This window comes from Acidovorax sp. KKS102 (genome assembly GCF_000302535.1).
Taxonomy (GTDB): Bacteria; Pseudomonadota; Gammaproteobacteria; order Burkholderiales; family Burkholderiaceae_C; genus Acidovorax.
Window position 1 is genome coordinate 3,406,486 of record NC_018708.1, and the last position, 23,192, is coordinate 3,429,677.

20 protein-coding genes are annotated in these 23,192 nt (G+C 66.2%); 9 read left to right on the forward strand and 11 right to left on the reverse strand.

The annotated features are described in order from the left end of the window. Window positions 1–34 precede the first annotated feature (34 nt). From C380_RS15610 to C380_RS15630, 5 genes are all read right to left on the reverse strand, one after another. Window positions 35–838, reverse strand: coding sequence for an enoyl-CoA hydratase/isomerase family protein (locus C380_RS15610; protein WP_015014817.1), 804 nt, complete (start codon window positions 836–838; stop codon window positions 35–37). 296 nt (window positions 839–1,134) lie between these two features. After that, window positions 1,135–2,124, reverse strand: coding sequence for a tripartite tricarboxylate transporter substrate binding protein (locus C380_RS15615; RefSeq protein WP_015014818.1), 990 nt, complete (start codon window positions 2,122–2,124; stop codon window positions 1,135–1,137). Between the two features lie 67 nt (window positions 2,125–2,191). Further along, window positions 2,192–3,679, reverse strand: a complete 1,488-nt coding sequence (locus C380_RS15620; protein WP_015014819.1) for a malonyl-CoA decarboxylase — start codon at window positions 3,677–3,679, stop codon at window positions 2,192–2,194. Further along, complete coding sequence (locus C380_RS15625) at window positions 3,676–4,344, reverse strand: GntR family transcriptional regulator (RefSeq protein ID WP_015014820.1); 669 nt, start codon at window positions 4,342–4,344, stop codon at window positions 3,676–3,678. Before C380_RS15625 ends, C380_RS15620 begins: the two co-directional genes overlap by 4 nt. Window positions 4,345–4,720: 376 nt before the next feature. Then, window positions 4,721–5,638 (reverse strand): LysR family transcriptional regulator, encoded by a 918-nt coding sequence (locus C380_RS15630; RefSeq protein WP_043566680.1) that lies wholly within the window; start codon window positions 5,636–5,638, stop codon window positions 4,721–4,723. 117 nt (window positions 5,639–5,755) lie between these two features. Here C380_RS15630 and C380_RS15635 point away from each other — a divergent pair, with 117 nt between their 5' ends. Beyond that, entirely contained in the window at window positions 5,756–6,673 is a 918-nt protein-coding gene (locus tag C380_RS15635; RefSeq protein WP_015014822.1) for a DMT family transporter, read from the forward strand. Between the two features lie 82 nt (window positions 6,674–6,755). On the opposite strand, the gene lgt is transcribed toward C380_RS15635, so the two are convergent. Further along, a complete protein-coding gene (gene lgt, locus C380_RS15640) occupies window positions 6,756–7,583 on the reverse strand; it encodes a prolipoprotein diacylglyceryl transferase (protein WP_015014823.1) in 828 nt (275 codons plus the stop codon). Between the two features lie 255 nt (window positions 7,584–7,838). Next, window positions 7,839–9,698, reverse strand: coding sequence for a dihydroxy-acid dehydratase (gene ilvD, locus C380_RS15645; protein WP_015014824.1), 1,860 nt, complete (start codon window positions 9,696–9,698; stop codon window positions 7,839–7,841). 411 nt (window positions 9,699–10,109) lie between these two features. Here ilvD (C380_RS15645) and ilvD (C380_RS15650) point away from each other — a divergent pair, with 411 nt between their 5' ends. Further along, complete coding sequence (ilvD, locus tag C380_RS15650) at window positions 10,110–11,813, forward strand: dihydroxy-acid dehydratase (RefSeq protein ID WP_015014825.1); 1,704 nt, start codon at window positions 10,110–10,112, stop codon at window positions 11,811–11,813. A gap of 195 nt (window positions 11,814–12,008) precedes the next feature. Here ilvD (C380_RS15650) and C380_RS15655 read toward each other — a convergent pair whose 3' ends face one another. Beyond that, window positions 12,009–12,251 carry a TIGR04438 family Trp-rich protein gene (locus tag C380_RS15655; RefSeq protein ID WP_015014826.1) on the reverse strand — a complete coding sequence of 81 codons (243 nt, stop codon included), beginning with the start codon at window positions 12,249–12,251 and terminating at the stop codon, window positions 12,009–12,011. 115 nt (window positions 12,252–12,366) lie between these two features. Between C380_RS15655 and C380_RS15660 the strand changes: the two genes are divergently transcribed. After that, window positions 12,367–12,672 carry a c-type cytochrome gene (locus tag C380_RS15660; RefSeq protein WP_015014827.1) on the forward strand — a complete coding sequence of 102 codons (306 nt, stop codon included), beginning with the start codon at window positions 12,367–12,369 and terminating at the stop codon, window positions 12,670–12,672. Window positions 12,673–12,840: 168 nt separating this feature from the next. On the opposite strand, the gene C380_RS15665 is transcribed toward C380_RS15660, so the two are convergent. Continuing rightward, window positions 12,841–13,314 carry a hypothetical protein gene (locus tag C380_RS15665; protein ID WP_015014828.1) on the reverse strand — a complete coding sequence of 158 codons (474 nt, stop codon included), beginning with the start codon at window positions 13,312–13,314 and terminating at the stop codon, window positions 12,841–12,843. Between the two features lie 279 nt (window positions 13,315–13,593). Then, window positions 13,594–15,588 (reverse strand): acetate--CoA ligase, encoded by a 1,995-nt coding sequence (gene acs, locus C380_RS15670; protein ID WP_015014829.1) that lies wholly within the window; start codon window positions 15,586–15,588, stop codon window positions 13,594–13,596. Window positions 15,589–15,846: 258 nt separating this feature from the next. On the opposite strand from acs, the gene C380_RS15675 reads away from it, so the two are divergent. The 6 genes from C380_RS15675 to C380_RS15700 all read left to right on the forward strand — a co-directional run bounded on the left by C380_RS15675 (window position 15,847) and on the right by C380_RS15700 (window position 21,629). Next, window positions 15,847–16,446: a TIGR00645 family protein gene (locus C380_RS15675; protein ID WP_015014830.1), complete on the forward strand. Its 600-nt coding sequence runs from the start codon at window positions 15,847–15,849 to the stop codon at window positions 16,444–16,446. Window positions 16,447–16,657: 211 nt separating this feature from the next. Further along, window positions 16,658–17,572 (forward strand): intradiol ring-cleavage dioxygenase, encoded by a 915-nt coding sequence (locus C380_RS15680; RefSeq protein WP_015014831.1) that lies wholly within the window; start codon window positions 16,658–16,660, stop codon window positions 17,570–17,572. Window positions 17,573–17,614: 42 nt separating this feature from the next. Further along, the gene (locus tag C380_RS15685) at window positions 17,615–17,893 is read left to right on the forward strand and encodes a hypothetical protein (RefSeq protein WP_015014832.1); all 279 of its coding nucleotides are present in this window, start codon (window positions 17,615–17,617) and stop codon (window positions 17,891–17,893) included. Between the two features lie 6 nt (window positions 17,894–17,899). Beyond that, window positions 17,900–19,579, forward strand: coding sequence for an ATP-binding protein (locus tag C380_RS15690; protein WP_015014833.1), 1,680 nt, complete (start codon window positions 17,900–17,902; stop codon window positions 19,577–19,579). Then, a complete protein-coding gene (locus tag C380_RS15695; protein ID WP_015014834.1) occupies window positions 19,576–20,274 on the forward strand; it encodes a response regulator in 699 nt (232 codons plus the stop codon). Before C380_RS15690 ends, C380_RS15695 begins: the two co-directional genes overlap by 4 nt. A 188-nt stretch (window positions 20,275–20,462) precedes the next feature. Then, window positions 20,463–21,629: a DNA topoisomerase IB gene (locus C380_RS15700; RefSeq protein WP_015014835.1), complete on the forward strand. Its 1,167-nt coding sequence runs from the start codon at window positions 20,463–20,465 to the stop codon at window positions 21,627–21,629. Between the two features lie 17 nt (window positions 21,630–21,646). Here the strand turns inward: C380_RS15700 and fumC are convergent, their stop codons facing one another. Further along, on the reverse strand, window positions 21,647–23,056 hold the full coding sequence (fumC, locus tag C380_RS15705; protein WP_043566685.1) for a class II fumarate hydratase: 1,410 nt from the start codon (window positions 23,054–23,056) through the stop codon (window positions 21,647–21,649). Window positions 23,057–23,192 lie beyond the last annotated feature (136 nt).

A 23,192-nucleotide genomic window follows, 5' to 3' on the forward strand; every position in this document is an offset into this window, starting at 1 on the left:
ACTGAATGGGAGAAGCCGGGGACGACGGCGTCGGTCAGAACACCGGCGCGCGCTTGTCCAGAAAGGCAGAGATCCCTTCGCGGTGCTCGGCACTGGCGGCGTAGGCATAGGGGTCGGCAGGTCCATTAACTATGTTTTCGATAGCAGACTGGGCATGATTTTCTAGCGCTACAGGCGCTTTCAGTGCCCGAAACGTCTGCTTGTTCATGCGGGCGGCCTGGGGTGCCAATGCGGCAATGCGCTGGGCACTGCCCAGGGCTTCGGTGGCCACCATGTCGTCAGCCACCACGCGACTCAGAAAGCCACGGGCCAGCATGTCGGGGGCGCTGAAGGTGGCGGCCTCCAGCAGCATCTGGCGTGCAGTCACGTCACCCACCGCACCGGCCACCAATTGCGCCTCACGCGGGGCCATCGGGAAACCCAGCTTGGCAATCGGCGCGCCAAAGCGCGCGCCACTGCCCGCCACGCGGATGTCGCAGCAGCTGGCAATCTCCACGCCAGCGCCCATGCAGGCACCGCTGATCTGGGCCACGATGGGTACGTCGCACTGAAGCATGGCGTTGAGCCCACCCCAAACGTCGTTTTCATGAAAGTCGCGCAGCGCCGCCGCATCAAAACGGAAGCCGGGGTACTCTGAAATGTCTCCGCCCGCACAAAACGCCCCGCCCTCGCCCGCGATGAGCACACAGCGCACATCGGAACGGCGCTGCACGTCTTCAAACACCGCACGCAACTGCCGCCACATGGGCCGCGACATGGCGTTCAGCCGCCCGGTGTGGCACAGGGTGACATGCACCACTCCGCCCTCACCAGCATTCATCAACACATCACCCGACATCCTGGTATCCATTTCCTTCACATACCGCCTACGACCTTCGCACCCGCGATGCACCACTGGCCGCGCCACCGTGGAACGGGCTTTGCCAGGCCACGGGTGGCGTCCCCCTCGGGGGATGGCGCAAAGCGCAGACGGAGCGAATAAGCCCGGCGTGCCCGAGCGCGCCGCATAAGCGTGCTCCGTCTAGGCGCAAAGCGCAGCCATAGCACCGGCTATGGCCAGCATTTGCAACAACGACGGTGTGCGCTTTTGCGGAGCGAGCGGGCATGGCGGGTTTGTTTGCAACATCTTGGGGGTTAGTCCAATTTGGCGCCAGACGCCTTCACCACGGCCGCCCAGCGCTTGACCTCGCTGCTCACAAACGCGCCAAACTGCTGCTGCGTCATGCCGCCGTAGTCCGCGCCGTTGCTGGCCCACACGGCCTTGAGCTCTTCGGCCGTGCCCAGGCGCTTGATTTCGTCCACGATGCGGGCCTGCACATCAGCCGGCGTGCCTTTGGGCGCCCACAGGCCGTACCACGTGGTCACGGTGTAGTCGGGCAGGCCCACTTCGGAGGCGCAGGGCACGTCGGGGAACGCGGGGTTGCGCTTGGGGCCCGACACCATCAGCGCCTTGATGCGGCCGCTCTTGATGTGGTTGGCGGAAGACCCCAGGCCGTCGAACATCATGTCCACGTTGCCGCCGATCAGGTCTTGCAACGCCGGGCCCGCGCCCCGGTACGGGATGTGGGTGATAAAGGTGCCCGTCTGCTGCTTGAACAGCTCGCCCGCCAGGTGGTGCGAGGTGCCGGCTCCGGCCGAGCCGTAGTTGAGCTTGGCAGGGTTGCGCTTGACGTAGTCCAGGAACTGCTTGAAGTTGGCCGACGGCGTCTTGGGGTTGACCACCACCACCTGCGGCACGTTGGCCAACAGTGCCAGCGGGATGAAGTCTTTTTCGATGTCGTAGTCGAGCTTGGGGTACATCGACGGTGCAATGGCGTGGTGCACCGCCCCCATGAACAGGGTGTAGCCGTCGGGCGCAGCCTTGGAGGCAATGCTGGCGCCCAGCGTGCCACCGGCGCCCCCCCGGTTGTCGATCACCAGCGTCTTGCCCGTGCTTTTGGAAAACTGCGCGGCCAGCGGCCGGGCAAAGGCATCGGTGCCGCCACCGGCGGGGAAAGGCACCACCACCGTCACCGGCTTGGTCGGCCAGTTGCTGTCGGCCCAGCTGCTGCCGCTGGCCAGGCCCAAACCTGCAGCCGCTGCGCCGAGCAACACATCCCGGCGTTGGATTCGCGAATCAGTCATTCCTTGTCTCCTGTCGTTGTAAAAATACGCTGTCACTGGTTCACCCGGCATCATGCCGTCCGCCCCGTCAGTCGCGGCAAAGGCTGTCGATGTCCCCCGACACTGGCACTTTGCCCTGCGCAAGCAAGCTGCGATGCTTGTCGATGCGCTTCAAGTCGTACAGGTAGTTCACCATGAGCCCGTACGATTGTTTTTGCCCCTTGCTGGACGGATCACCCGCCCAGTTCAGGCGCTCTACCCGCGCGCCGTTGCCCAGGTGGAAGCGGGCCACGGGGTCTGCCGGCTTGCCTTCTTGCAGCTCGCGGCCCAGATAGTACGCGGCGCATTCCAGCAGCATCTGGCGCACAGGGGATTTAGCGTCCAGCTCCAGCGCCTTGTCCAACGCCCCGAGAAAATGCGTGGCCTGCGGCGGCTCGAACCCCACCGCGCGGCCCAGTTCGCTGCGGCGCTTATCGTCCAGGCGGTCCAGCATCGCACCCGCGTGTTTGCCCAGCCAAGCACGGAAACCCGGGATGGGCGACAGCGTGGCAAAGGTGCGCAGGCGCGGAAACTCGGCCGTGAGCGTCTCCACTACATGCTTGATCAGCGAGTCGCCAAAGCTCACGCCGCGCAGGCCGGTTTGTGTGTTGCTGATGGAGTAGAAGATGGCCGTGGTGGCTCGCGTGATGTCCACGGGCGCAGCGGCCTCGTCCAGGAGCGGCGTGATGCTGGACGAGATCTTGTCGAGCAACGCCACCTCCACGAAGATCAACGGCTCGTTGGGCAGGCGCGGGTGGAAGAAGCCGTAGCAGCGGCGGTCACTGTCCAGCCGGTTCTTCAGGTCAGCCCAGCTGCGGATGTCGTGCACGGCCTCGTACTTGATGAGCTTTTCAAGCAGGGATGCAGGCGAGTCCCACGACAGGCGGCGCAGCTCCAGAAACGCCACATCAAACCAGGTCGAGAACAGGTGCTCCAGCTCGGCATCGAGCGGCAGCAGGCGCTTGTCGGCCTTGAGCAGCGGCAGGATCTCTGCGCGCATGTCCACCAGAAAGCGCATGCCTTCAGGGAACGCCGAAAACCGCTGCAGCAGCCGCGTGCGGGGCGACACCAAAGCGCGGCGCAGGCTGATCTCGGCCTGTCCTTCTTCGGCCGTGCCCGCTGCTGCCTCGTAGCGCTGGCGGGCGGACTTGAAGCGCGTGGCGTCGGGCGCAAACTGCTCGCACATCAGCAGCCACATGTCGCGCCGCTCCTCGGGCTCGGCCTTGGCATACCACTCGGCCACCACCTGGGCGCGGCGGCCACCTTCGATCTCGCTCACCTGCGGCGCCACCACCTCCTGCAGGTCGGCCAGCAGGCGGCGCAGCGCGCGGGGAGACAGCGCCTCCTGGCCGCGGCGCAGGGTGGCCTGCAGGCGCTCGTGGGTGGAACGCGGCACCGCCACCTTGGCGACCACATCGGTCACGGTTTTGTCGAGCGCGGCCTTGGCGAGCTTGTCACCCGCCTTGTCGGCGGCGGGTGCGGCAGTGCGCAGGCGTGACACGCTGCGGGCGATCCATTCGGGGGTGCTGCTGATCATGGGGTCAACCTCGATTGCTGGTTGCGGGCTACGTCGCGCAGCGCATCGCGCTGGCGCAACAAATGGGTGCGCATGGCTTCTTCGGCGGCATCGCAGTCGCGGGCCTTGAGGGCAGCAAACACGGCCAAGTGCTCCGCCAGGCTTTGCTGCATGCGCCCGGGGGCGTGCAGCGACTTGTGGCGCGCCAGGCGCAGGATCTTGCGCAGGTCGCCAATCACCTGGGCCAGCCAGCGGTTGTCGGCCAGCGTGATGAAGGCCTCGTGGATGGCGTAGTTGGCTTCGTAGTAGTCGGTGACCAGCCCGTCAGCCGCGCATTGCTGCAGGCGATCGTGCAACTGCTCCAGCGCGGCAATGTCGGCCGCCACGGCTTTGCGCGTGGCCTCGTGCGCGGCACGGCCTTCCAGCAGCGCAATGACCGGGAAGATTTCGTCCAGGTCGCTCTCGGTGACCTCGGCCACAAAACAACCCCGGCGCGGCTCGTGGCGCAGCAGCCCCTCGGCTACCAGCACCTTGAGCGCCTCGCGCAGCGGGGTGCGAGAAATTTCCAGCCGCTCGCACAGGGCGGCTTCGTCCAGAAAGCTGCCGGGCGGCAAGGTGCCCGCAAAAATCTGCTCCCGCAGCCGGGAGGCGACTTCGTCGTGCAGTGAATTCGGGACAGGACGCATGTGAAACAAGGCTCCAGGGCACCAACCCGCGAGGCATCAGCAGCCAACTCCTAGTGGATTGCGCAGGTCGAATGCCTGTAACACCCCGCTATCAGCTGACAACAGTGGCGATTGCCTCGCCATGTGTGTAATTTCTCATAATTATGCGAAATGACAAGATGAAAACCCTGTTTTGGAGGCTTTGGTTACACAAAAGATGGCAACTGCGGTGCTTGCGCAACGCCGCGTGCCAGAGAACGGCCAGGGTGGCGAACCTTGCTGTTGGCCCTAAGGCGCCGTCATTTGTTGATCCGCCCCGGGCCAAATGAGCTGTCGAGGGTGTACCCCCCGCTGAGCCCACCGCAGGCTCACCCTGCCCTCGCGCCCCTCTCCCGCTTCACTCCACGCCCGCAAATCCTTCCACCAGGTGGTCGATCCACACCCGCAGCTTGGCGGGCAGAAAGCGGTGGGACGGGTACAGCACCCAGGCCGTGCCCGCGTACGAGGTCTTGTGCTCCCAGTCGGGCAACACGGTCACCAGGTCACCCCGCTCCAACGCAGCGCGCGCGGTAAAGCCCGGCAGGCTGGCAATGCCCAGGTGGCTCAGCGCGGCCTCCAGCCGCACCTCGCTGTGGTTGGCCACATAGCGGCCGCGCACGGCCACCGTTGCGGTCTCGCCTGCCCGCTCAAAGCGCCAGTGCCGGTCGCGCTCGTCTTCGCCCAGGGTGATGCAGGCGTGCTGCTCCAGGTCGCGCGGGTGCCGGGGGTGGCCCCGCTCGGCCAGGTAACGCGGGCTGGCGCAAATCAAATGGCGCAACGTGGCCAGCGGCCGTCCGGCCAGTCCCGGGGGCGGGGTGTCGGTCACGCGCAGGGCCAGGTCGATGGGCTCCTCGAACAGGTCCACCGTGCGGTCGGTGATCAACAGCTGCACATCGACCTGGGGGTATTTCTGCAAAAACGGCAGCACCAGCGGGTGCACCAGTTGGCGCCCCACCGCCTTGGCCATGCTCATGCGCACCATGCCGGAGGGCGCGGCAGAGTGCGTGTCGCTCAGCGCCCACACCTCGCGCGCGGCAGACACCATGTCCTGGCAGCGGCTGTAGACCGCCGTGCCCGCATCGGTCAGCCGCAGCTTGCGGGTGGTGCGCTCCAGCAGGCGCACGCGCAGCGCCCCCTCCAGCCGGGCCACCTGGCGGCTGACCGCTGAGGGGGTGATGCCCAGCTGCCGGGCGGCAGCCGAGAAACTGCCTGCGTCCACCACGCGGGCAAACACCGCCATGTCGGGGAGGCTGTCCATGGGTTGATTGATGCGCATGGTGAACAAGTGCAGTGCTTTGACAGCGATTATCAATCCAGCGACGCAAATTGATAATTTGCCCAGCCATCGCTACCCAGAGCGGCGCCCCACTGCTTCCACCCCAGTCTGCATCCCATGTCACACACCCTGCCCCTGTCCACCCCCTCCCCGCTGGCCCCGCGCCTGTCCGACCTGGCCCTGCTGCTGGTGGCCGTGGTGTGGGGCACGAGCTACGGCGTGGCCAAGGGGGCCCTGGTGTTCTACCCGGTGCTGGGCTTTTTGGCCGTGCGCTTCCTCCTGACCTTTGCCGTACTGCTCCCGGCCCTGCTGCGCGCCAGTGCGCCCGAGCGGCGCGATGGGCTGGTGGCCGGGCTGCCACTGGGCGTGTTGATGCTGGGCATCTTTCTGTGCGAGACCTTTGGCCTTGCGCTCACGCAGGCCAGCAATGCAGCGTTTTTGATCAGCCTGTGTGTGGTGTTCACGCCGTTTGCCGAGTGGTGGCTGCTGCGCCAGCGGCCCGAGCGCGCGATGTTTGCTTTTGCCGCCGTGTCGCTCCTCGGCGCGGCACTGCTCAGTGGGGGTTACACGGGCCGGTGGGGCTGGGGCGACGCGCTGATGCTGGCGGCGGCTGTGCTGCGCGCCATCACGGTGTGCCAAACCACGCGGCTCACCCGCAGCCGCAATGCGCCGGTGCTGGCCCTCACGGCGGTGCAGTCGGGCGTCATTGGGGTGGGCTGCCTGCTGCTGGCGCTGGCTTTGCCGGGCACGCTGCCCCCGCTGCCGTCGCTCACCCAGGCCAGTGCCTTCTGGTGGGCCTGCATTTACCTGGTGGCGGGCTGCACGGTGTTTGCGTTTGTGGCCCAGAACTGGGCACTGCGCCACAGCTCGCCCACGCGGGTGGGCTTGCTGACCAGCAGCGAGCCCGCCTTTGGGGCGCTGTTTGCGGTGTTCTGGCTGGGCGAGCAGCTCAGCGTTACGGGCTGGGTGGGCGGTGCGCTCATCGTGGGCGCCGCCCTGTGGACGATGGCGCGGCGGGGGGATGCGCAGCACTGATGCTCTGCCCACCTGCCCCTCGCCCCCAGCACTACCATTTTGATAGCTGCTTGGGCAGATAATACCGGCGCTATCGCCCTTTTTATCTCGAAACCAGCGCCCCCACCGGCCGCTGCTGTGCCCACAGCCACATCGCAGCGCCCCCCACGATCATGGGCACACACAGCCATTGCCCCATGCTCATGCCCAGCGACAGGATGCCCAGGAAGGCATCGGGCTCGCGGAAGTACTCGGCAATGAAGCGGAACACGCCGTAGCCAAACAGGAAGGCGGCAGCCACCTGGCCGGGGCGGCGCTCTTTGCGCGCATACAGCCACAGCAGGATGAACAGCAACAACCCTTCCATCAGGAACTGGTAGACCTGCGACGGGTGGCGCGGCTGCATGGAGCCGCTGTGCGCAAACACCATGCCCCAGGGCAGATCAGGGCTGGCAAAGCGGCCCCACAGTTCGCCGTTGATGAAGTTGCCCACCCGCCCGGCCGCGAGACCCGTGGGCACGCAGGGCGCCACAAAGTCGGCCACCTGCAGCCAGGGGCGCTGGCGCGAATGCGCAAACCACAGCATGGCCACGATCACGCCCAGCAAACCGCCATGGAAGGCCATACCGCCCTGCCACACGGCAAAAATCTCCAGCGGGTGGCTCAGGTAATAGCCCGGCTTGTAGAACAGGCAGTAGCCCAGCCGCCCGCCAATGACCACACCCGCCACTCCCAGAAAGAGGATGTCTTCGACATCCTTGCGCGTCCAGGCGCCGGGCCCTGTGATGGAAGCAAAGGGCGGGTGCTGCAGGCGCCGGATGCCCAGCAACATGAACAGGCCAAAGGCCGCAAGATAGGTCAGGCCATACCAGTGCACAGCCAGCGGGCCGATCTGCAGGGCGACGGGGTCGATGTGGGGATAGGTCAACATGGTGGCGGGTATTGTGCCCGCGCTGGGGATGACCCCGCACCCAGGGCCGCTTGCCCCGGGCAAGACCATCGGGTGGCCGCTGCCGCGCCAGAACGATCCGCAGGACCCACAGAACCCGTTTTTGAATAAAAAGCCGAGGAAGTGCTAGTCCATCATGCGCTGACAGCTATCAAAAGTAGAGCGCCGATAAAAAAGCCGCGCCCTTTGGGCGCGGCTTCCAAGCGGCAGCAGGGCACCCGGCCCCGCAAAACCCCCTCAGTCGTCCAGCAGCGACAAGTCGCGCACGGCGCCCTTGTCGGCAGACATCACCAGCTTGGCATAGGCCTTGAGCGCAGCCGACACCTTGCGGGGCCGTGGCTGGGCAGGCTTCCAGCCCTTGGCGTTTTGCGCTTCGCGGCGCTTGGCCAGTTCTTCATCGCTCACCAGCACATTGATCGTGCGGTTGGGGATGTCGATGCGGATGCGGTCGCCGTTCTGCACCAGGCCGATCGCGCCGCCGGCGGCCGCTTCGGGCGAGCAGTGACCGATCGAGAGGCCCGAGGTGCCGCCCGAGAAGCGCCCGTCCGTCAGCAGCGCGCAGGCCTTGCCCAGGCCCTTGGACTTGATGTAGCTGGTGGGGTACAGCATCTCCTGCATGCCGGGGCCGCCCTTGGGGCCTTCATAACGCACGATGACCACGTCACCGGCCTTGACCTTGTCGGCCAGGATATTGGCCACGGCCTCGTCCTGCGACTCGGTCACGTGGGCCGTGCCTTCAAACACCAAGATGCTTTCGTCCACACCGGCCGACTTGACCACGCAGCCGTCCACTGCGATGTTGCCGGTCAGCACGGCCAGGCCGCCTTCCTTGCTGAAGGCGTGGTCGTACGAGCGGATGCAACCCTCGGCGCGGTCCAGGTCCAGGCTGGGCCAACGGGTGTTCTGGCTGAATGCCACCTGCGTGGGGATGCCGGCGGGGCCGGCCATGTAGAAGGTGCGCACGGCGTCATCCTGCGTACGCACGATGTCCCACTGGTCCAGCGCGTCTTTGAGCGTGGGAGCGTGCACCGTGGGCACGTCGGTGTGCAACTTGCCCGCGCGGTCCAGCTCGCCCAGGATGGCCATGATGCCGCCCGCGCGGTGCACGTCTTCAATGTGGTACTTGTTGGTATTGGGCGCCACCTTGCACAGCTGCGGCACGACGCGCGAGAGGCGGTCGATGTCGGCCATGGTGAAGGGGATCTCGGCCTCTTTGGCAATCGCCAGCAGGTGCAGGATGGTGTTGGTGGAGCCGCCCATGGCGATGTCCAGCGTCATGGCGTTTTCAAACGCCTTGAAGCCCACCGAGCGGGGCAGCACGCGTTCGTCGTCCTGCTCATAGTATTGCTTCGCCAGATCCACGATGCGGCGGCCCGCGCGCTTGAAGAGCTGCTCGCGGTCGGCATGGGTGGCCACCACCGTGCCGTTGCCGGGCAGCGACAGGCCCAGCGCCTCGGTCAGGCAGTTCATGGAATTGGCGGTGAACATGCCCGAGCACGAACCGCAGGTGGGGCAGGCCGAGCGCTCGACCTCGGCCACATCGGCGTCGGAGTAGTTGGTGTCGGCGGCGATCACCATCGCGTCCACCAGGTCGAGCTTCTTGAACTCCATGACCTTGGTGACCGGGTTGGCCAGGCGGGTCTTGCCCGCTTCCATCGGGCCGCCCGAGACGAAGATCACCGGGATGTTCAGGCGCATCGCGGCCATCAGCATGCCGGGGGTGATCTTATCGCAGTTGGAGATGCAGACCATGGCGTCGGCGCAATGCGCGTTGACCATGTACTCGACCGAGTCGGCAATGATGTCGCGGCTGGGCAGCGAATACAGCATGCCGTCGTGCCCCATGGCGATGCCGTCGTCCACGGCGATGGTGTTGAACTCCTTGGCCACGCCGCCAGCGGCTTCGATCTCGCGGGCCACCAGCTGGCCCAGATCCTTCAGGTGCACGTGGCCGGGCACGAACTGGGTGAACGAATTGACCACCGCGATGATCGGCTTGCTGAAGTCATCGTCTTTCATGCCGGTGGCGCGCCACAGGGAACGCGCGCCTGCCATGTTGCGACCGGCGGTGGAGGTTTTGGAACGGTAGATGGGCATCGTGCTGGCTTCTGGAAAATCGCTGAAAAGGAAGCGGGCCGCAGGAATAAAGGCCCCTTGGGATGCTCTTCACGCACCATCGCGCCGTGTGCATCCGCGGCCTCGGACGGTCTGCAGCGTTGCAAATGCTCGCAATAGCACCGGCTATTGCTGCGCTTTGCGCCTTGCAGCCCATCCCGATCCGCAGTGCTCACTTTCCGCTCGATTCGTGAAGAGCACCCCTCGCTCCCGTGCAACCAACCTCTTGAGCAGTGCCGGGGGCAAACCTGTCAATTATCGCCCAGCCCTTTGGGTCCCCACGGGGCGGCGGCTTTGGGGATTGCGGGGGCAGACCGCACGGCGTGCGACGGCGCTGGCAGAATGACCCATTCCGCTCCAGCCCCACCAACCCCGACACCAGGACGCCCCACGATGACCGACTCCAGCAAGCCCTCCGCGCCCATCAACCGCCGCAGCGCCAACATCACCCAGGGCAAGTCGCGCGCACCCAACCGCTCCATGTACTACGCCATGGGCTACGAGGAAGGCGACTTCGTGAAACCCATGGTGGGCGTGGCCAATGGCCACAGCACCATCACGCCCTGCAACAGCGGCCTGCAAAAGCTGGCCGATGCGGCGATTGCAGGCATCGAAGAAGCCGGTGGCAACGCCCAGGTGTTCGGCACCCCCACCATCAGCGACGGCATGGCCATGGGCACCGAAGGCATGAAATACAGCCTGGTGAGCCGCGAAGTCATCAGCGACTGCATCGAAACCTGCGTGGGCGGCCAGTGGATGGACGGCGTGCTGGTGGTCGGCGGCTGCGACAAGAACATGCCCGGCGGCCTGATGGGCATGCTGCGCGCCAACGTGCCCGCCATTTACGTCTACGGCGGCACCATCTTGCCCGGCCACTACCAGGGCAAGGACCTGAACATCGTGAGCGTGTTCGAGGCCGTGGGCGAAAACGCGGCGGGCAAGCTCAGCGACTTCGACCTCAAGGAGATCGAGAAGCGCGCCATCCCCGGCACGGGTTCGTGCGGCGGCATGTACACCGCCAACACCATGAGCAGCGCGTTCGAGGCCCTGGGCATCAGCCTGCCCTATTCGTCCACCATGGCCAACCCGCACGACGAGAAGATGAACTCGGCCAAGGAGTCGGCCAAGGTGCTGATCGAGGCCATCAAGAAGGACATCAAGCCGCGCGACATCGTGACCAAAAAGTCCATCGAGAACGCCGTTGCCGTGATCATGGCCACCGGCGGCTCGACCAATGCCGTGCTGCACTTTCTGGCGATTGCCCATGCAGCGGGTGTGGAGTGGAGCATTGACGACTTCGAGCGCGTGCGCGTGAAGACCCCCGTGCTGTGCGACTTGAAGCCCAGCGGCAAGTACTTGGCTGTGGACCTGCACCGCGCAGGCGGCATCCCGCAGGTCATGAAGATCTTGCTGAATGCAGGCCTGCTGCATGGCGACTGCCTCACCATCGAGGGTAAGACCATTGCCGAAGTGCTGAAGGACGTACCCGACCAGCCGCGCGCCGACCAGGACGTGATCCGCCCCATCAGCAACCCCATGTACGCGCAAGGCCACCTGGCCATCTTGAAGGGCAACCTGAGCCCTGAGGGGTCGGTGGCCAAGATCACCGGCTTGAAGAACCCTGTCATCACCGGCCCGGCCCGCGTGTTTGACGATGAGCAGTCGGCGCTCGAAGCCATCCTGGCAGGCAAGATCAAGGCCGGTGACGTGATGGTGCTGCGCTACCTGGGCCCCAAGGGCGGCCCCGGCATGCCCGAGATGCTGGCGCCCACCGGCGCGCTGATCGGCGCGGGCCTGGGCGAGAGCGTGGGCCTGATCACCGACGGCCGCTTCTCCGGCGGCACCTGGGGCATGGTGGTGGGCCACGTGGCGCCCGAAGCCGCCGCGGGCGGCACCATTGCCTTCGTCAACGAGGGCGACAGCATCACCATCGATGCACGCCAGCTGCTGCTGCAACTGAATGTGCCGGACGAAGAAATCGCCAAGCGCCGCGCCGCCTGGACGGCACCTGCCCCGCGTTACACCCGCGGTGTGCAAGCCAAGTTTGCGTTCAACGCGTCGAGCGCGAGCAAGGGGGCTGTGCTGGACGCCTATTGATGGCGCTGCGGTTGCACACCGGCCGGAGGCGAGAAGACGGTTCCGGCTTCGGCTAGCGTCTTTCCTCAGGGGGTCGGTTCACAACAAAAAGCCCGCAGTACGCGATGTACTGCGGGCTTTTTGTTGAATAGACGACGAGAACAAACTCATCGCGCAAACCACCATGAGCCCCTTGAGGCGGGACCAGCGCCAGTGTCAGCGCGGCTTGCGTGGGCGAATGCCCAAGGCTTCCTTGTGCTTGTTGATGCGGTCCTTTTTGCGCTGGTCCATCTTCTCCATGGCCTTGCGCTTGGTGTAGCCGGTGGAATCAGCCCAGGCCCACCACAGCGCCGTGGCAGCAAAGGGTGCCAGCACCCACCACCACGACCATGTGGCCACAGGGCCGATCTCGAAATACTTGAGTGCCAGAATGAGAAGGGACAGACCCAGCAGATACATCGCTCTCTCCAAAAAATGCCGCGAAAAGCGGGATTGACCAAGGACAACTGCGTGTCAACCCAAGTCACTACAATCGCATTAAAAGCACTGTAACTCAACCACAGGAATTCCCACCATGAAGCGTTCCCTGATCACCCTCGCCTTGACGCTGTCGGTTGCGGCACCCGCGATGGCCGACCTGGCCTTGGCCACCTCCAAGAACTGCATGGCTTGCCACGCAGTGGACAAGAAACTGGTGGGCCCCGCCTACAAGGATGTGGCAGCCAAATACGCTGGTCAGAAGGACGCTGTGGACAAGCTGGCAGCCAAGATCATCAAGGGTGGCTCTGGTGTGTGGGGCCCGGTGCCCATGCCAGCCAATGCCCAAGTGAATGACGCCGAAGCCAAGAAGCTGGCCGCCTGGGTGCTGACGCAGAAGTAATTGGCTGAAGCCCAAGGGTTCCGGGTTTGACGCCCGATAGAACCCATGAAAAAAGCCGCGCACCATGTGACGCGGCTTTTTTGTGCCCGGACGCTTTGGTGCTCAGACGCTTGCAGCGGTGGAACCAAGAGCGCAGGAACCTGCGCCGGTTCCTGCAGTAGCGCGGGACTAAACGACAGGCGTCCCCAGCGCATGGCGGGAGCGCAGCTGCTGCTCCAGCTGCCCCACATAGGCCGCCGTGGTGTTGTCAGACTCCTCGGCGCGCGCGGCGAGGCGAGCTTCCAGGTGGTCCAGACGCGCCAGCACGGCTGCGTGGGCTTGGCGGTGCTGGGCCTCCAGAAAGGCACGCAACTCCGTGAACCGGGACGCCTCGGCCTTGTCGGCCAGTTCGCGCTGCGCCTGCAGCTCTTTGGTGTGGCGACGGGTTTCGAGCAGCACCGAGCCCTGCAGCGACAACACATACGCCAAAAAGAAGATGCCCAACAAGGTGGTGAGTGCCAGCATCAGCAAGCCCAAGGGTGCCTCAAACGACACCACACCCAGGGATACGAGGGAGGGAGCCGCCAGCGTGGGCCAGTTCAGGGCGGCCAGTGCGGCGATGGCCAGCACGGTCAGCAGCAAAACGAAGGAACGCAGTTGCATGTGAAATCTCCGGTCAGCGGCGCCCGGCCACGATGACCGGCCACGCCATGCTGTCGTTGTAACGCATGCGCAGGGATTCACACGCTCCAGAGGAGTAATTGGAGATTGCGTCCTACAAAGCGCGCTGCGAGCCCGCCGGGTGAGCGGACCCGCTGTTTCGATCACATACCGGGGTGATGATCAACGGGTTTTGGGGCCACATCACATCGCTGCGCGATATGAGTGTCCCCGAATCCGGCAAGCGCTGCGCGCTGGCGCCGTTGCACGGCGCCTTCTGGATCAGTTGGTCTGGGCCAACTGATCCAGAATTGCCGGATTCTCCAGCGTGCTGGTGTCCTGGGTGATGGCCTCGCCCTTGGCGATGCTGCGCAGCAGGCGGCGCATGATCTTGCCGCTGCGGGTCTTAGGCAGGTTGTCGCCAAAGCGGATGTCCTTCGGCTTGGCAATGGGGCCGATTTCCTTGGCCACCCAGTTGCGCAGCTCGTTGGCGATCTGCTTGGCTTCTTCGCCCGTGGGGCGCGAGCGCTTGAGCACCACAAACGCGCAGATGGCCTCGCCGGTCACATCATCAGGGCGGCCCACCACAGCGGCTTCGGCCACGAGGTCGGTCTTGGCGACCAGGGCAGATTCGATCTCCATCGTGCCCATGCGATGGCCCGACACGTTCAGCACGTCGTCGATGCGGCCCGTGATGCGGAAGTAGCCCCGGTCGGCACTGCGCACCGCGCCGTCACCGGCCAGGTAGTAGCCCTTGAGCTCTTCGGGGAAGTAGCTCTTCTTGAAGCGCTCGGGGTCGTTCCAGATGGTGCGGATCATGCTGGGCCAGGGCTTCTTGATGACCAAGATACCGCCCGAGCCGTTGGGTACGTCGTTGCCCATTTCGTCCACGATGGCGGCCGTGATGCCGGGCAGTGGCAGCGTGCAGCTGCCGGGCACCAGAGGCGTAGCGCCGGGCAGCGGAGTGATCACGTGGCCGCCGGTTTCGGTCTGCCAGAAGGTGTCCACGATAGGGCAACGCTCGCCACCCACGTTCTTGTGGTACCACATCCAGGCTTCGGGGTTGATGGGCTCGCCCACGCTGCCCAGGATGCGCAGGCTCGACAGGTCGGAGCGCGCGGGGTGCACCGCCTCGTCGGACTCGGCGGCCTTGATGAGCGAGCGGATGGCCGTGGGGGCGGTGTAGAAGATGGTGCACTTGTGGCGCTCGATCATCTGCCAGAAGCGACCCGCGTTCGGGAAGGTGGGGATGCCCTCAAAGATGATCTGCGTGGCGCCTGCCGCCAGCGGGCCATAGGCGACGTAGGTGTGGCCCGTGATCCAGCCGATGTCGGCCGTGCACCAGAACACATCATCGGCGCGCAGGTCGAACGTCCAGTCCATGGTCATCTTGGCCCACAGCAGATAGCCGCCGGTGCTGTGCTGCACGCCCTTGGGCTTGCCGGTGGAGCCGCTGGTGTACAGGATGAACAGCGGGTGCTCGGCACCCACGGCCACCGGGGCGCATTCGGTGCTTTGGCCAGCCAAGGCTTCGGCAAAGGTCTTGTCGCGCCCGGCCACTATGTTGCAGGCCGTGGCCGTACGCTGGTAGACGAACACGTTGCGGATGGTGTCGCAACCACCCATGGCCAGGGCTTCATCGATGATGGCCTTGAGCGGCAGCTCCTTGCCGCCGCGCATCTGGTAGTTGGCGGTGATCACGGCCACGGCACCGGCGTCGATGATGCGCTCGTGCACGGCCTTGGCGCTGAAGCCGCCAAACACCACGCTGTGCGTGGCGCCAATGCGCGCGCAGGCCTGCATCGCCACCACGCCTTCGATGGTCATGGGCATGTAGATCAGCACGCGGTCACCCTTGGCCACACCGTGGGCCTTGAGCGCGTTGGCAAACTGGCTCACCCGGGCCAGCAGCTCTTTGTAGGTGATCTTGGTGACGGTGCCATCGTCGGCTTCGAAGATGACGGCGGTCTTGTTTTCGGTGGGGGTGCCGATGTGGCGGTCGAGGCAGTTGGCCGATGCGTTGAGTTCACCATCGGCAAACCACTGGAAGAACGGCGCGTTGGACCCGTCCAAGGTGCGCGTGAAAGGCTTGGTCCACTGCAGGTTGGCCTGTGCCTGGCGCGCCCAGAAGCCCTCGAAGTCCTTCTCGGCTTCGGCACACAGCGCCTCATAGCCCGCCATGCCGGACACACGTGCGGCTTTGACAATGGCATCCGAGGGCGGGAACACACGGTTCTCAACCAGCACGGACTCGATGGCGGATGTGGGCGCACTCATGGTGTTGTCTCCTGGATCTAATGGGAATTGGAATTGGGCGGTACTGTCGGGTGCGGCACTTACAGGCCACTGACTGGCGCGAAGCTTACAGAGTACGCTATCGCGGCCCGCCGGGCGCAGGCTGCGCGGCCTCCCCCACGCCAGCGGTGAGGTCGTTCCCGGCGACGGGCCCGGGCACGACAGACTCCGCCCAGGATGCCATCGCGAAGACATTCGCGCCCCCTAAAATCGCGCGTCCTGCAACCCTTTGCGAGTGCCATGTCCTCTCCCCAACACAAGCCCCCCGCGCCACTGCGCCCCCTGCCTTCGATGATCTTCGCCAGCCGGTGGCTGCAATTGCCGCTGTATCTGGGCCTGATTCTGGCGCAGGCGGTGTACGTCTTCCATTTCTGGGTGGAGCTGGTGCACCTGATCGAGGCGGCATTCGGCAACACCGCTGCCCTGCAAAGCCTGGTGTCCAGCATTGGCTACAAAAGCGATTTCCAGGTCACCGCGCTCAACGAGACCATCATCATGCTGGTGGTGCTGGCGCTGATCGACGTGGTGATGATCTCCAACCTGCTGATCATGGTGATCGTCGGCGGCTACGAGACCTTTGTCTCGCGCCTGCACCTCGAAGACCACCCCGACCAGCCTGAGTGGCTGAGCCATGTGAACGCCTCGGTGCTCAAGGTCAAGCTGGCCACCGCCATCATCGGCATCAGCTCCATCCACCTGCTCAAGACCTTCATCAACGCCGCCAACTACGACCTCAAGGTGCTGATGTGGCAAACCATCATCCATGTGGTGTTCCTGCTCAGCGCCCTGGCCATTGCGCTGACCGACCGGCTGATGTCGCACTCGTCCGACAGCCACTGAGCACAGCGGGAGTCCCTGGGCGGCCCGGCGCCGCTGCGCCTGCCCAGGGCAAAATATCAGTCAAAACTGCCCATAGCGCTAGTGGAATATGCGCTGACAGCTATCAAATTTGAAGTGAGCACACTTCAACAGGCAGCGCCCGGCGGCGCTCCCAGATTTCTCCTCAATCGGTAGGCACAGTGCGGTGCAGACCCAACCGAAGGAGAAATCCATGCCCCCTCTGCACTCTCTCGTCCCAACCGCCGCCACGGCGCCAGCACCCGCAGCAGCAGCCCCCCTCACCCCCCCCACCGCCACCAGCCGCCGCCTGGCATTGAGCGCACTGGGCTCCCTGGGCGTTGCCACCCTGTGGGGCTGCGGCGGAGGTGGAGACAGCACCAGCACCGACGCAGGCACTGGCACAGACTCCGGTTCGGGCACGGGCAGCGGCACCGGCACCGGATCAGGGACCGGCACGGGAACGGGCACCGGCACAACCACCACCTGTTCCGTCGTACCCGAGGAAACCGCCGGCCCCTACCCTGCCGACGGCTCCACGGCCAGCAACAACACCTACAACGTGCTCGCGCTCAGCGGCATCGTGCGTTCGGACATCCGCAGCTCGGTGGGTTCGTCCACCCAGGTCAGCGGTGTGCCGCTGTCCATCACCATCACTTTGACCAACACCAAGGCCAGTTGCGCACCGCTGTCGGGGTACGCCATTTACCTCTGGCACTGCACGCAAGACGGCAACTACTCCGTCTATTCCTCCAACAACATCGCCGACAACTACCTGCGCGGCGTGCAGGCCACGGATGCCAACGGCACCGTCACCTTCACCACCATCGTGCCGGGCTGCTATGCAGGCCGCATGCCCCACATGCACCTGGAGATCTACCCCACGCTGGCATCGGCGACGAAGGCCGCCAACAAGATCAAGACCACGCAGCTGGCCTTTCCCACCGCGCTGCTCAGCAGCATATACAGCGCCAATTCCGGCTACAGCGCCAGCGTGCGCAACCTGGCCTCCATCACCTTCGCCACTGACAACGTGTTCAGCGACGGCACCGATCTGGAGATGACCACCATGCAGGCCAACTCCGGCGGTGGCTACTCCGCCAGCATCACGATCTCCATCGCGGTCTGAGCCCCTCCCCATCGCTTCTTCCGCTCATTTCTAAGGCACACCATGCAACAGATGCACACCCTTCTCGCCAGCCTGGCTCTGATCTCCCTGGCCGCTGCACCCCCCAGCCACGCCCAGCCCGCCCGCGGCACACCGCCCGCGCCGCCTCCAGAGGCCTACGCCGCCTGCAAGGGCAAGACCGAAGGCGCCTCCGTCACGCTCACCATGCCCGACGGCAAAACCCTGGCCGGCACTTGCCGCACAATGGACGGCACCCTGGTGGCCATGCCCGCTGGCGGGCCCGGTGGCCCCGGCGCGGGTGGCCTGCCCCCCGCCCGCTGACCCACCATGCCGCCCCTGCGCTCCCTCGTCCCCGTGCCCCACCTGACGCTGCACCGCAAAGCCTTCATCGCCCTGGCCGCGCTGCTGCTGGCGCTGCTGCTGATCTTTGTGGGGTTCTCACGCCTGGGGCTGCAGCGGGGCCTGGGGCCGTATGTCGCCGAGATCGAGCTGGCCCGCATGGACTGGCTGGCCGAGCGCCTGCAAGCCCACCACACCCAGACGGGCGGCTGGGACAGCCTGCGCGGGCAGCCCTCCCTGTGGGGACGGCTCACCCACCCGAGCGGCGGCCCGCGCGGGCCCGGCGGTTCCCGCCCGCCCGGTGGCCCGCCACCGGACCACAGCAATCCCTTTGCCGCGCCGTCTGCGTCCCCGCCCCCCTCCGCGCAATCTGGCCTCTTGATGCAGCCTGCCAGCCCGGCCAGTGCCCCTGCGGCCAACGACAGCCAAGGTGCCCGCGGCACCGACCCGGGCAATGGCCCGCCCCCGCGCCCGCCCAACGACGACCTGCGCCCCATGGACCGTGGCGCTGCGCCGCCCCAGCGCCACCCCGATGACATCTACCCCCGCCTGGGCCTGCTGGACGCGCAAGATCAGCTGGTCGCAGGCACCGCGCCCCAGCCCGGGGGCGCCCGCCTGGCATTGCGCGGCGCCAGCGGCCAGGTCATTGGCCACCTCGTGCTCGCACCGCCCCAGGGCGTGCGCAGCGAGGCCGACCAGGCCTTTCTGGCGCAGCACCTGGGCTTTGTGGCGTGGACGGGCCTCGCCGGTCTGGCCCTGGCGCTGCTGCTGTCGGGCTGGCTCGCGCGGCGCTGGCTGGCCCCGGTCGAGGCCCTGGCCACCGGCGCGCGCGGCATCGCGCAAGGCCACCTGCACACCCGCGTGCCCGTGCACGGCAACGACGAGCTGGCCCAGCTCGCCCGCACCTTCAACACCATGGCCGAACAGCTGGGCAGCATCGAGGCCAGCCGCCGCCAGTGGCTGGGCGACGTGGCCCACGAGCTGCGCACGCCCCTGGCCGCCATGCGCGCCGAGATCGAGGCCGTGCAGGACGGCATCCGCCCTTTTGACGACAAGACCGCGCTGCGCCTGCACCGGCAGGTGATGCGCCTGATCCAGCTCGTGGGCGACCTGCGCGCCAGCCTGGATGCAGCGGGCACCAGCGCGCCCTCAGCCCAGGTGCCCGTGCACCCGCTGTCGCTGCTGGCCGAGGCGCTGGCGTCCATGCGCCCCCGTCTGGCGCAGGCGGGCATCGATGTGGACACCAGCGGCCTGGATGCCCTGACCGTACAGGGCACTGCCCAGCCCGCGCCCCTGGTGCGCGGCGACGCGCAGCAGCTGCACCAGGTGTTTTTGAACCTGCTGGAAAACAGCCTGCGCTACACCGACGCGGGCGGCCTGCTGCGCATTGCGGCACGCGTGCTGCCACCGGCCGATGGAGCCCCCCAGCTGCAGGTGCAGCTGGACGACAGCGCGCCCGGCGTGCCCGCGCACGAGCTGCCCCGCATCTTTGACCGCCTGTACCGCGCAGAAACCTCGCGCAACCGCGACCACGGCGGCTCGGGCCTGGGCCTGGCGATCTGCCGCACCATCGTGCTCGCCCACGGCGGCACGCTGACGGCCGAACCCTCCCCCCTCGGCGGCCTGCGCATCACACTGCAACTGCCCTTGCTGGACAACCCTTCATGAGCCCCCGCATCCTTGTCGTCGAAGACGAACCCGACATCGCCGCCATCGTGGTGGACTACCTGCGCCACGCGGGCTATGCGGTGGAGCACCAGGCCGAGGGCCGCGCCGCGCTGGCGAGCATGCTCACCACGCCGCCCGACCTCACGCTGCTGGACATCATGCTGCCCGGCATGGACGGCCTGGAGATGTTGCGCCAGGCGCGGCGCCACACGCAGCACCCCATCATCATGCTCACGGCCCGCGTGGAAGAGCTGGACCGCCTCATCGGTCTGGAGCTGGGCGCCGACGACTACATCTGCAAACCCTTCTCGCCGCGCGAGGTGGTGGCCCGCGTCAAGGCCGTGCTGCGCCGCACCGCTGCCGCACAAGAGCCGCCAGCCCACCAGACAACCACCGCCGCCTTGATGCTGGACGAATCGCACTGGCAAGCCACATTGCACGGCACGCCGCTGGGACTGACCCGCCGCGAGTTCAAGCTGCTGCAGGTGCTGGCGCGGCAGACCGGGCGCATCTTCTCCCGGGCCCAGTTGCTGGACCAGGCCTATGACGACACGCTGGATGTGAACGAGCGCGCCATCGACAGCCACATCAAGAACCTGCGCAAGAAGCTCAAGGCCGCCAGCACAGACGGCAGCGACTGGATCCGGTCGGTGTATGGCGTGGGCTTTGCGCTGGATCCGACGGCGCCAGATTGATACGATTTTGATAGCAGCAGGCGCATATTCAATATGCGCTACAGCCTCTTTTGCACCACATCGCGGCACGGATTCCACAGCACGGTTGCGCGGGTCGCTCACCGCAGCGCACGCCACAGGCCTACACCGCTCGCGGGCACCAGCGGGTGTGATCAAAGCCCACTCACCGGCTTTATCCACTGCCCCTCATGCCCGCATCCCCCAAGCCCGGCACCCCATCCTCGGCCCGCTCATCCGAACCCGCGCCCTCCCCATCACCCGGACTGCAAGGTGGCTTGGTGTACGTCAGCCCCACACTGCCGGGCATTACCCGGGTACGCTGCGGCGCCAAGGCGTTTCGCTACCGCCTGCCTGATGGCCAATGGCTGCAAGACCCGCCCGAGATCGATCGCATCCGGCGCCTGGCCATCCCGCCGGCTTACACCCAGGTGTGGATCTGCCCCCTGCCCAACGGACACCTGCAGGCCACCGGGCTCGATGCACGCGGGCGGCGCCAGTACCGCTACCACGCCCTATGGCGCCGGCAGCGGGACGAAGGCAAGTTCGAGCACATGCAGGCCTTTGGCAGGGCGCTGCCGCGCATCCGGGCCCGCGTGGCGCGCGACCTGACCACACCCCGCCGAGGCCCGGTGCTCACGCGCGAGCGGCTGCTGGCCACGCTGGTGCGCCTGCTGGACACCACTTTTCTGCGCGTCGGCAATGAGGAATACGCCAGCACCAACCGCTCGTATGGCCTGACCACGCTGCGCACGCGGCATGCGCGGCTGCAGGGCAACGAGCTGCGGCTGCGCTTTCGCGGCAAGAGCGGGGTGCAGCAAGAGACCACCCTGAACGACCCGCAGGTGGCCCGAGTGGTGCGCCGCTGCCAGCAGTTGCCGGGGCAAGAGCTTTTTCAGTATGCGGACGAAGACGGCAACCTGCGCACCCTGGGCTCTGGCGACGTGAATGACTACCTGAACGAGATCACCCGCACCGCTGGCAAGGCCGCCGGCGAACGCTTTACCGCCAAGGACTTCCGCACCTGGCACGGGACCACGCAGGCGCTGGAGCTGACCCGGCTGGCCTGCACCGGTAACGGTACCGGCACCGATGCAGCCAACGCCTCGGACAAGGGCCTGCGCTACAGCGCCCAGGCCGTCCTGGCCGAGGTGGCCTACCAATTGGGCAACACGCCCGCTGTGTGCAAAAAGTCGTACGTGCACCCCGCCGTCCTGGCGCTGGGCGCACAGATCGCGTCCGACCCTAGCCCACGCAGCCAGCAGGTGTGGGCCCGCCTTGGCGGCGGCACATCACCCCGCGGCCTCAGCGCTGCCGAGCGCAGACTGCTGGCGTTTCTGAGCAAGCCTCGGGCATAGGGCCTGCATCAAGGAAATCAGCGCCCCACCATATCCCCCGGCACCACCCACTGGTCAAACTGCTCGCCCGTCACATGGCCCGAGGCCACGGCGGCGGCACGCAGGCTGGTGCCCTCCTTGTGCGCCTTCTTGGCAATGAAGGCGGCCTTGTCGTAGCCGATGTGGGGGTTCAGTGCCGTCACCAGCATCAGCGACTGCTCCACCAGGTCGTTGATGCGCGCCTGGTTGGGCTCGATGCCCACGGCGCAGTGCTCGTTGAAACTGGCCATGCCGTCTGCCAGCAGGCGCACACTCTGCAGAAAGTTGTGGATCACCATCGGGCGGAACACGTTCAGCTCGAAGTTGCCCGAGGCCCCGCCGATGTTGATGGCCACATCGTTGCCCAGCACCTGCGCGCACAGCATGGTCAGCGCCTCGCACTGCGTGGGGTTGACCTTGCCCGGCATGATGGACGAGCCCGGCTCGTTCTCGGGGATGGTGATCTCGCCCAGCCCGCTGCGCGGGCCGCTGGCCAGCCAGCGCACATCGTTGGCGATCTTCATCAGGCTGGCCGCCAGGGTCTTGAGCGCACCGTGGGCATGCACCAGCGCATCGCAGCTGGCCAGGGCCTCGAACTTGTTGGGGGCGGTGACCAGCGGCAGACCGGTCAGGTCGGCCAATTCCTTGGCCACGGCCTGCGCATAACCGGCGGGGGCATTGAGCCCCGTGCCCACGGCCGTGCCGCCCAGGGCTAGCTCGCACAGGTGCGGCAGCGCGGTGCGCACATGCTCTTCGCCATGCTGCAGCTGCGCCACCCAGCCCGAAATTTCCTGCCCCAGTGTGAGGGGCGTGGCGTCCTGAAGGTGGGTGCGGCCAATCTTCACGATGCCGTCAAACGCCTGGGCCTTGGCCGCCAAGGTGGTGCGCAGGCCGTGCAGCGCGGGCAGCAGGCGGTGCATCAGCGCATCCACCGCCGCGAGGTGCATGGCGGTGGGGAACACGTCGTTGCTTGACTGGCTCTTGTTCACCTCGTCGTTGGGATGCACCAGGCGCGCTTCGCCGCGCGGGCCACCCAGCAGCTCGCTCGCCCGGTTGGCCAGCACCTCGTTCATGTTCATGTTGGTCTGCGTGCCCGATCCGGTCTGCCACACCACCAGCGGAAACTCCTGCAGGTGACCACCTTCGATCACCTCGTCTGCCGCCGCCACGATGGCCGTGGTCTTGGCCGCATCGAGCAGGCCCAACGCGTTGTTCACATAGGCGCTGGCCCGCTTGACCTGGGCCAGCGCCCGGATCAGCTCCGGCGCCATGCGCTCGCCCGAGATGGCGAAGTGGTGCAGCGAGCGCTGTGTCTGCGCCCCCCACAGGCGCTGGGCAGGCACATCGATGGGGCCGAAGGTGTCTTTTTCGGTGCGGTATGCGGTCGCGTCGGGGGTAGAGGTCTTCACGGTGGGGCCTTGCGCGCTCGGTGAGCGGATGGGAATGAATGAAACACCAGCCCGCAGCATACCCACCGAAGGCCATGGCGCGCTACCACCCCCCATCGCCCCTGACAGGCCCGCGCAAGCCCGCCGGGAGATAATT

Bases quoted from the DNA above. Each gene is read 5' to 3' on its own strand.
- C380_RS15610 (WP_015014817.1), bottom strand. From the start codon at position 838: ATGTCGGGTGATGTGTTGATGAATGCTGGTGAGGGCGGAGTGGTGCAT.
- C380_RS15615 (WP_015014818.1), bottom strand. From the start codon at position 2,124: ATGACTGATTCGCGAATCCAACGCCGGGATGTGTTGCTCGGCGCAGCG.
- C380_RS15620 (WP_015014819.1), bottom strand. From the start codon at position 3,679: ATGATCAGCAGCACCCCCGAATGGATCGCCCGCAGCGTGTCACGCCTG.
- C380_RS15625 (WP_015014820.1), bottom strand. From the start codon at position 4,344: ATGCGTCCTGTCCCGAATTCACTGCACGACGAAGTCGCCTCCCGGCTG.
- C380_RS15630 (WP_043566680.1), bottom strand. From the start codon at position 5,638: ATGCGCATCAATCAACCCATGGACAGCCTCCCCGACATGGCGGTGTTT.
- C380_RS15635 (WP_015014822.1), top strand. From the start codon at position 5,756: ATGTCACACACCCTGCCCCTGTCCACCCCCTCCCCGCTGGCCCCGCGC.
- lgt (WP_015014823.1), bottom strand. From the start codon at position 7,583: ATGTTGACCTATCCCCACATCGACCCCGTCGCCCTGCAGATCGGCCCG.
- ilvD (WP_015014824.1), bottom strand. From the start codon at position 9,698: ATGCCCATCTACCGTTCCAAAACCTCCACCGCCGGTCGCAACATGGCA.
- ilvD (WP_015014825.1), top strand. From the start codon at position 10,110: ATGACCGACTCCAGCAAGCCCTCCGCGCCCATCAACCGCCGCAGCGCC.
- C380_RS15655 (WP_015014826.1), bottom strand. From the start codon at position 12,251: ATGTATCTGCTGGGTCTGTCCCTTCTCATTCTGGCACTCAAGTATTTC.
- C380_RS15660 (WP_015014827.1), top strand. From the start codon at position 12,367: ATGAAGCGTTCCCTGATCACCCTCGCCTTGACGCTGTCGGTTGCGGCA.
- C380_RS15665 (WP_015014828.1), bottom strand. From the start codon at position 13,314: ATGCAACTGCGTTCCTTCGTTTTGCTGCTGACCGTGCTGGCCATCGCC.
- acs (WP_015014829.1), bottom strand. From the start codon at position 15,588: ATGAGTGCGCCCACATCCGCCATCGAGTCCGTGCTGGTTGAGAACCGT.
- C380_RS15675 (WP_015014830.1), top strand. From the start codon at position 15,847: ATGTCCTCTCCCCAACACAAGCCCCCCGCGCCACTGCGCCCCCTGCCT.
- C380_RS15680 (WP_015014831.1), top strand. From the start codon at position 16,658: ATGCCCCCTCTGCACTCTCTCGTCCCAACCGCCGCCACGGCGCCAGCA.
- C380_RS15685 (WP_015014832.1), top strand. From the start codon at position 17,615: ATGCAACAGATGCACACCCTTCTCGCCAGCCTGGCTCTGATCTCCCTG.
- C380_RS15690 (WP_015014833.1), top strand. From the start codon at position 17,900: ATGCCGCCCCTGCGCTCCCTCGTCCCCGTGCCCCACCTGACGCTGCAC.
- C380_RS15695 (WP_015014834.1), top strand. From the start codon at position 19,576: ATGAGCCCCCGCATCCTTGTCGTCGAAGACGAACCCGACATCGCCGCC.
- C380_RS15700 (WP_015014835.1), top strand. From the start codon at position 20,463: ATGCCCGCATCCCCCAAGCCCGGCACCCCATCCTCGGCCCGCTCATCC.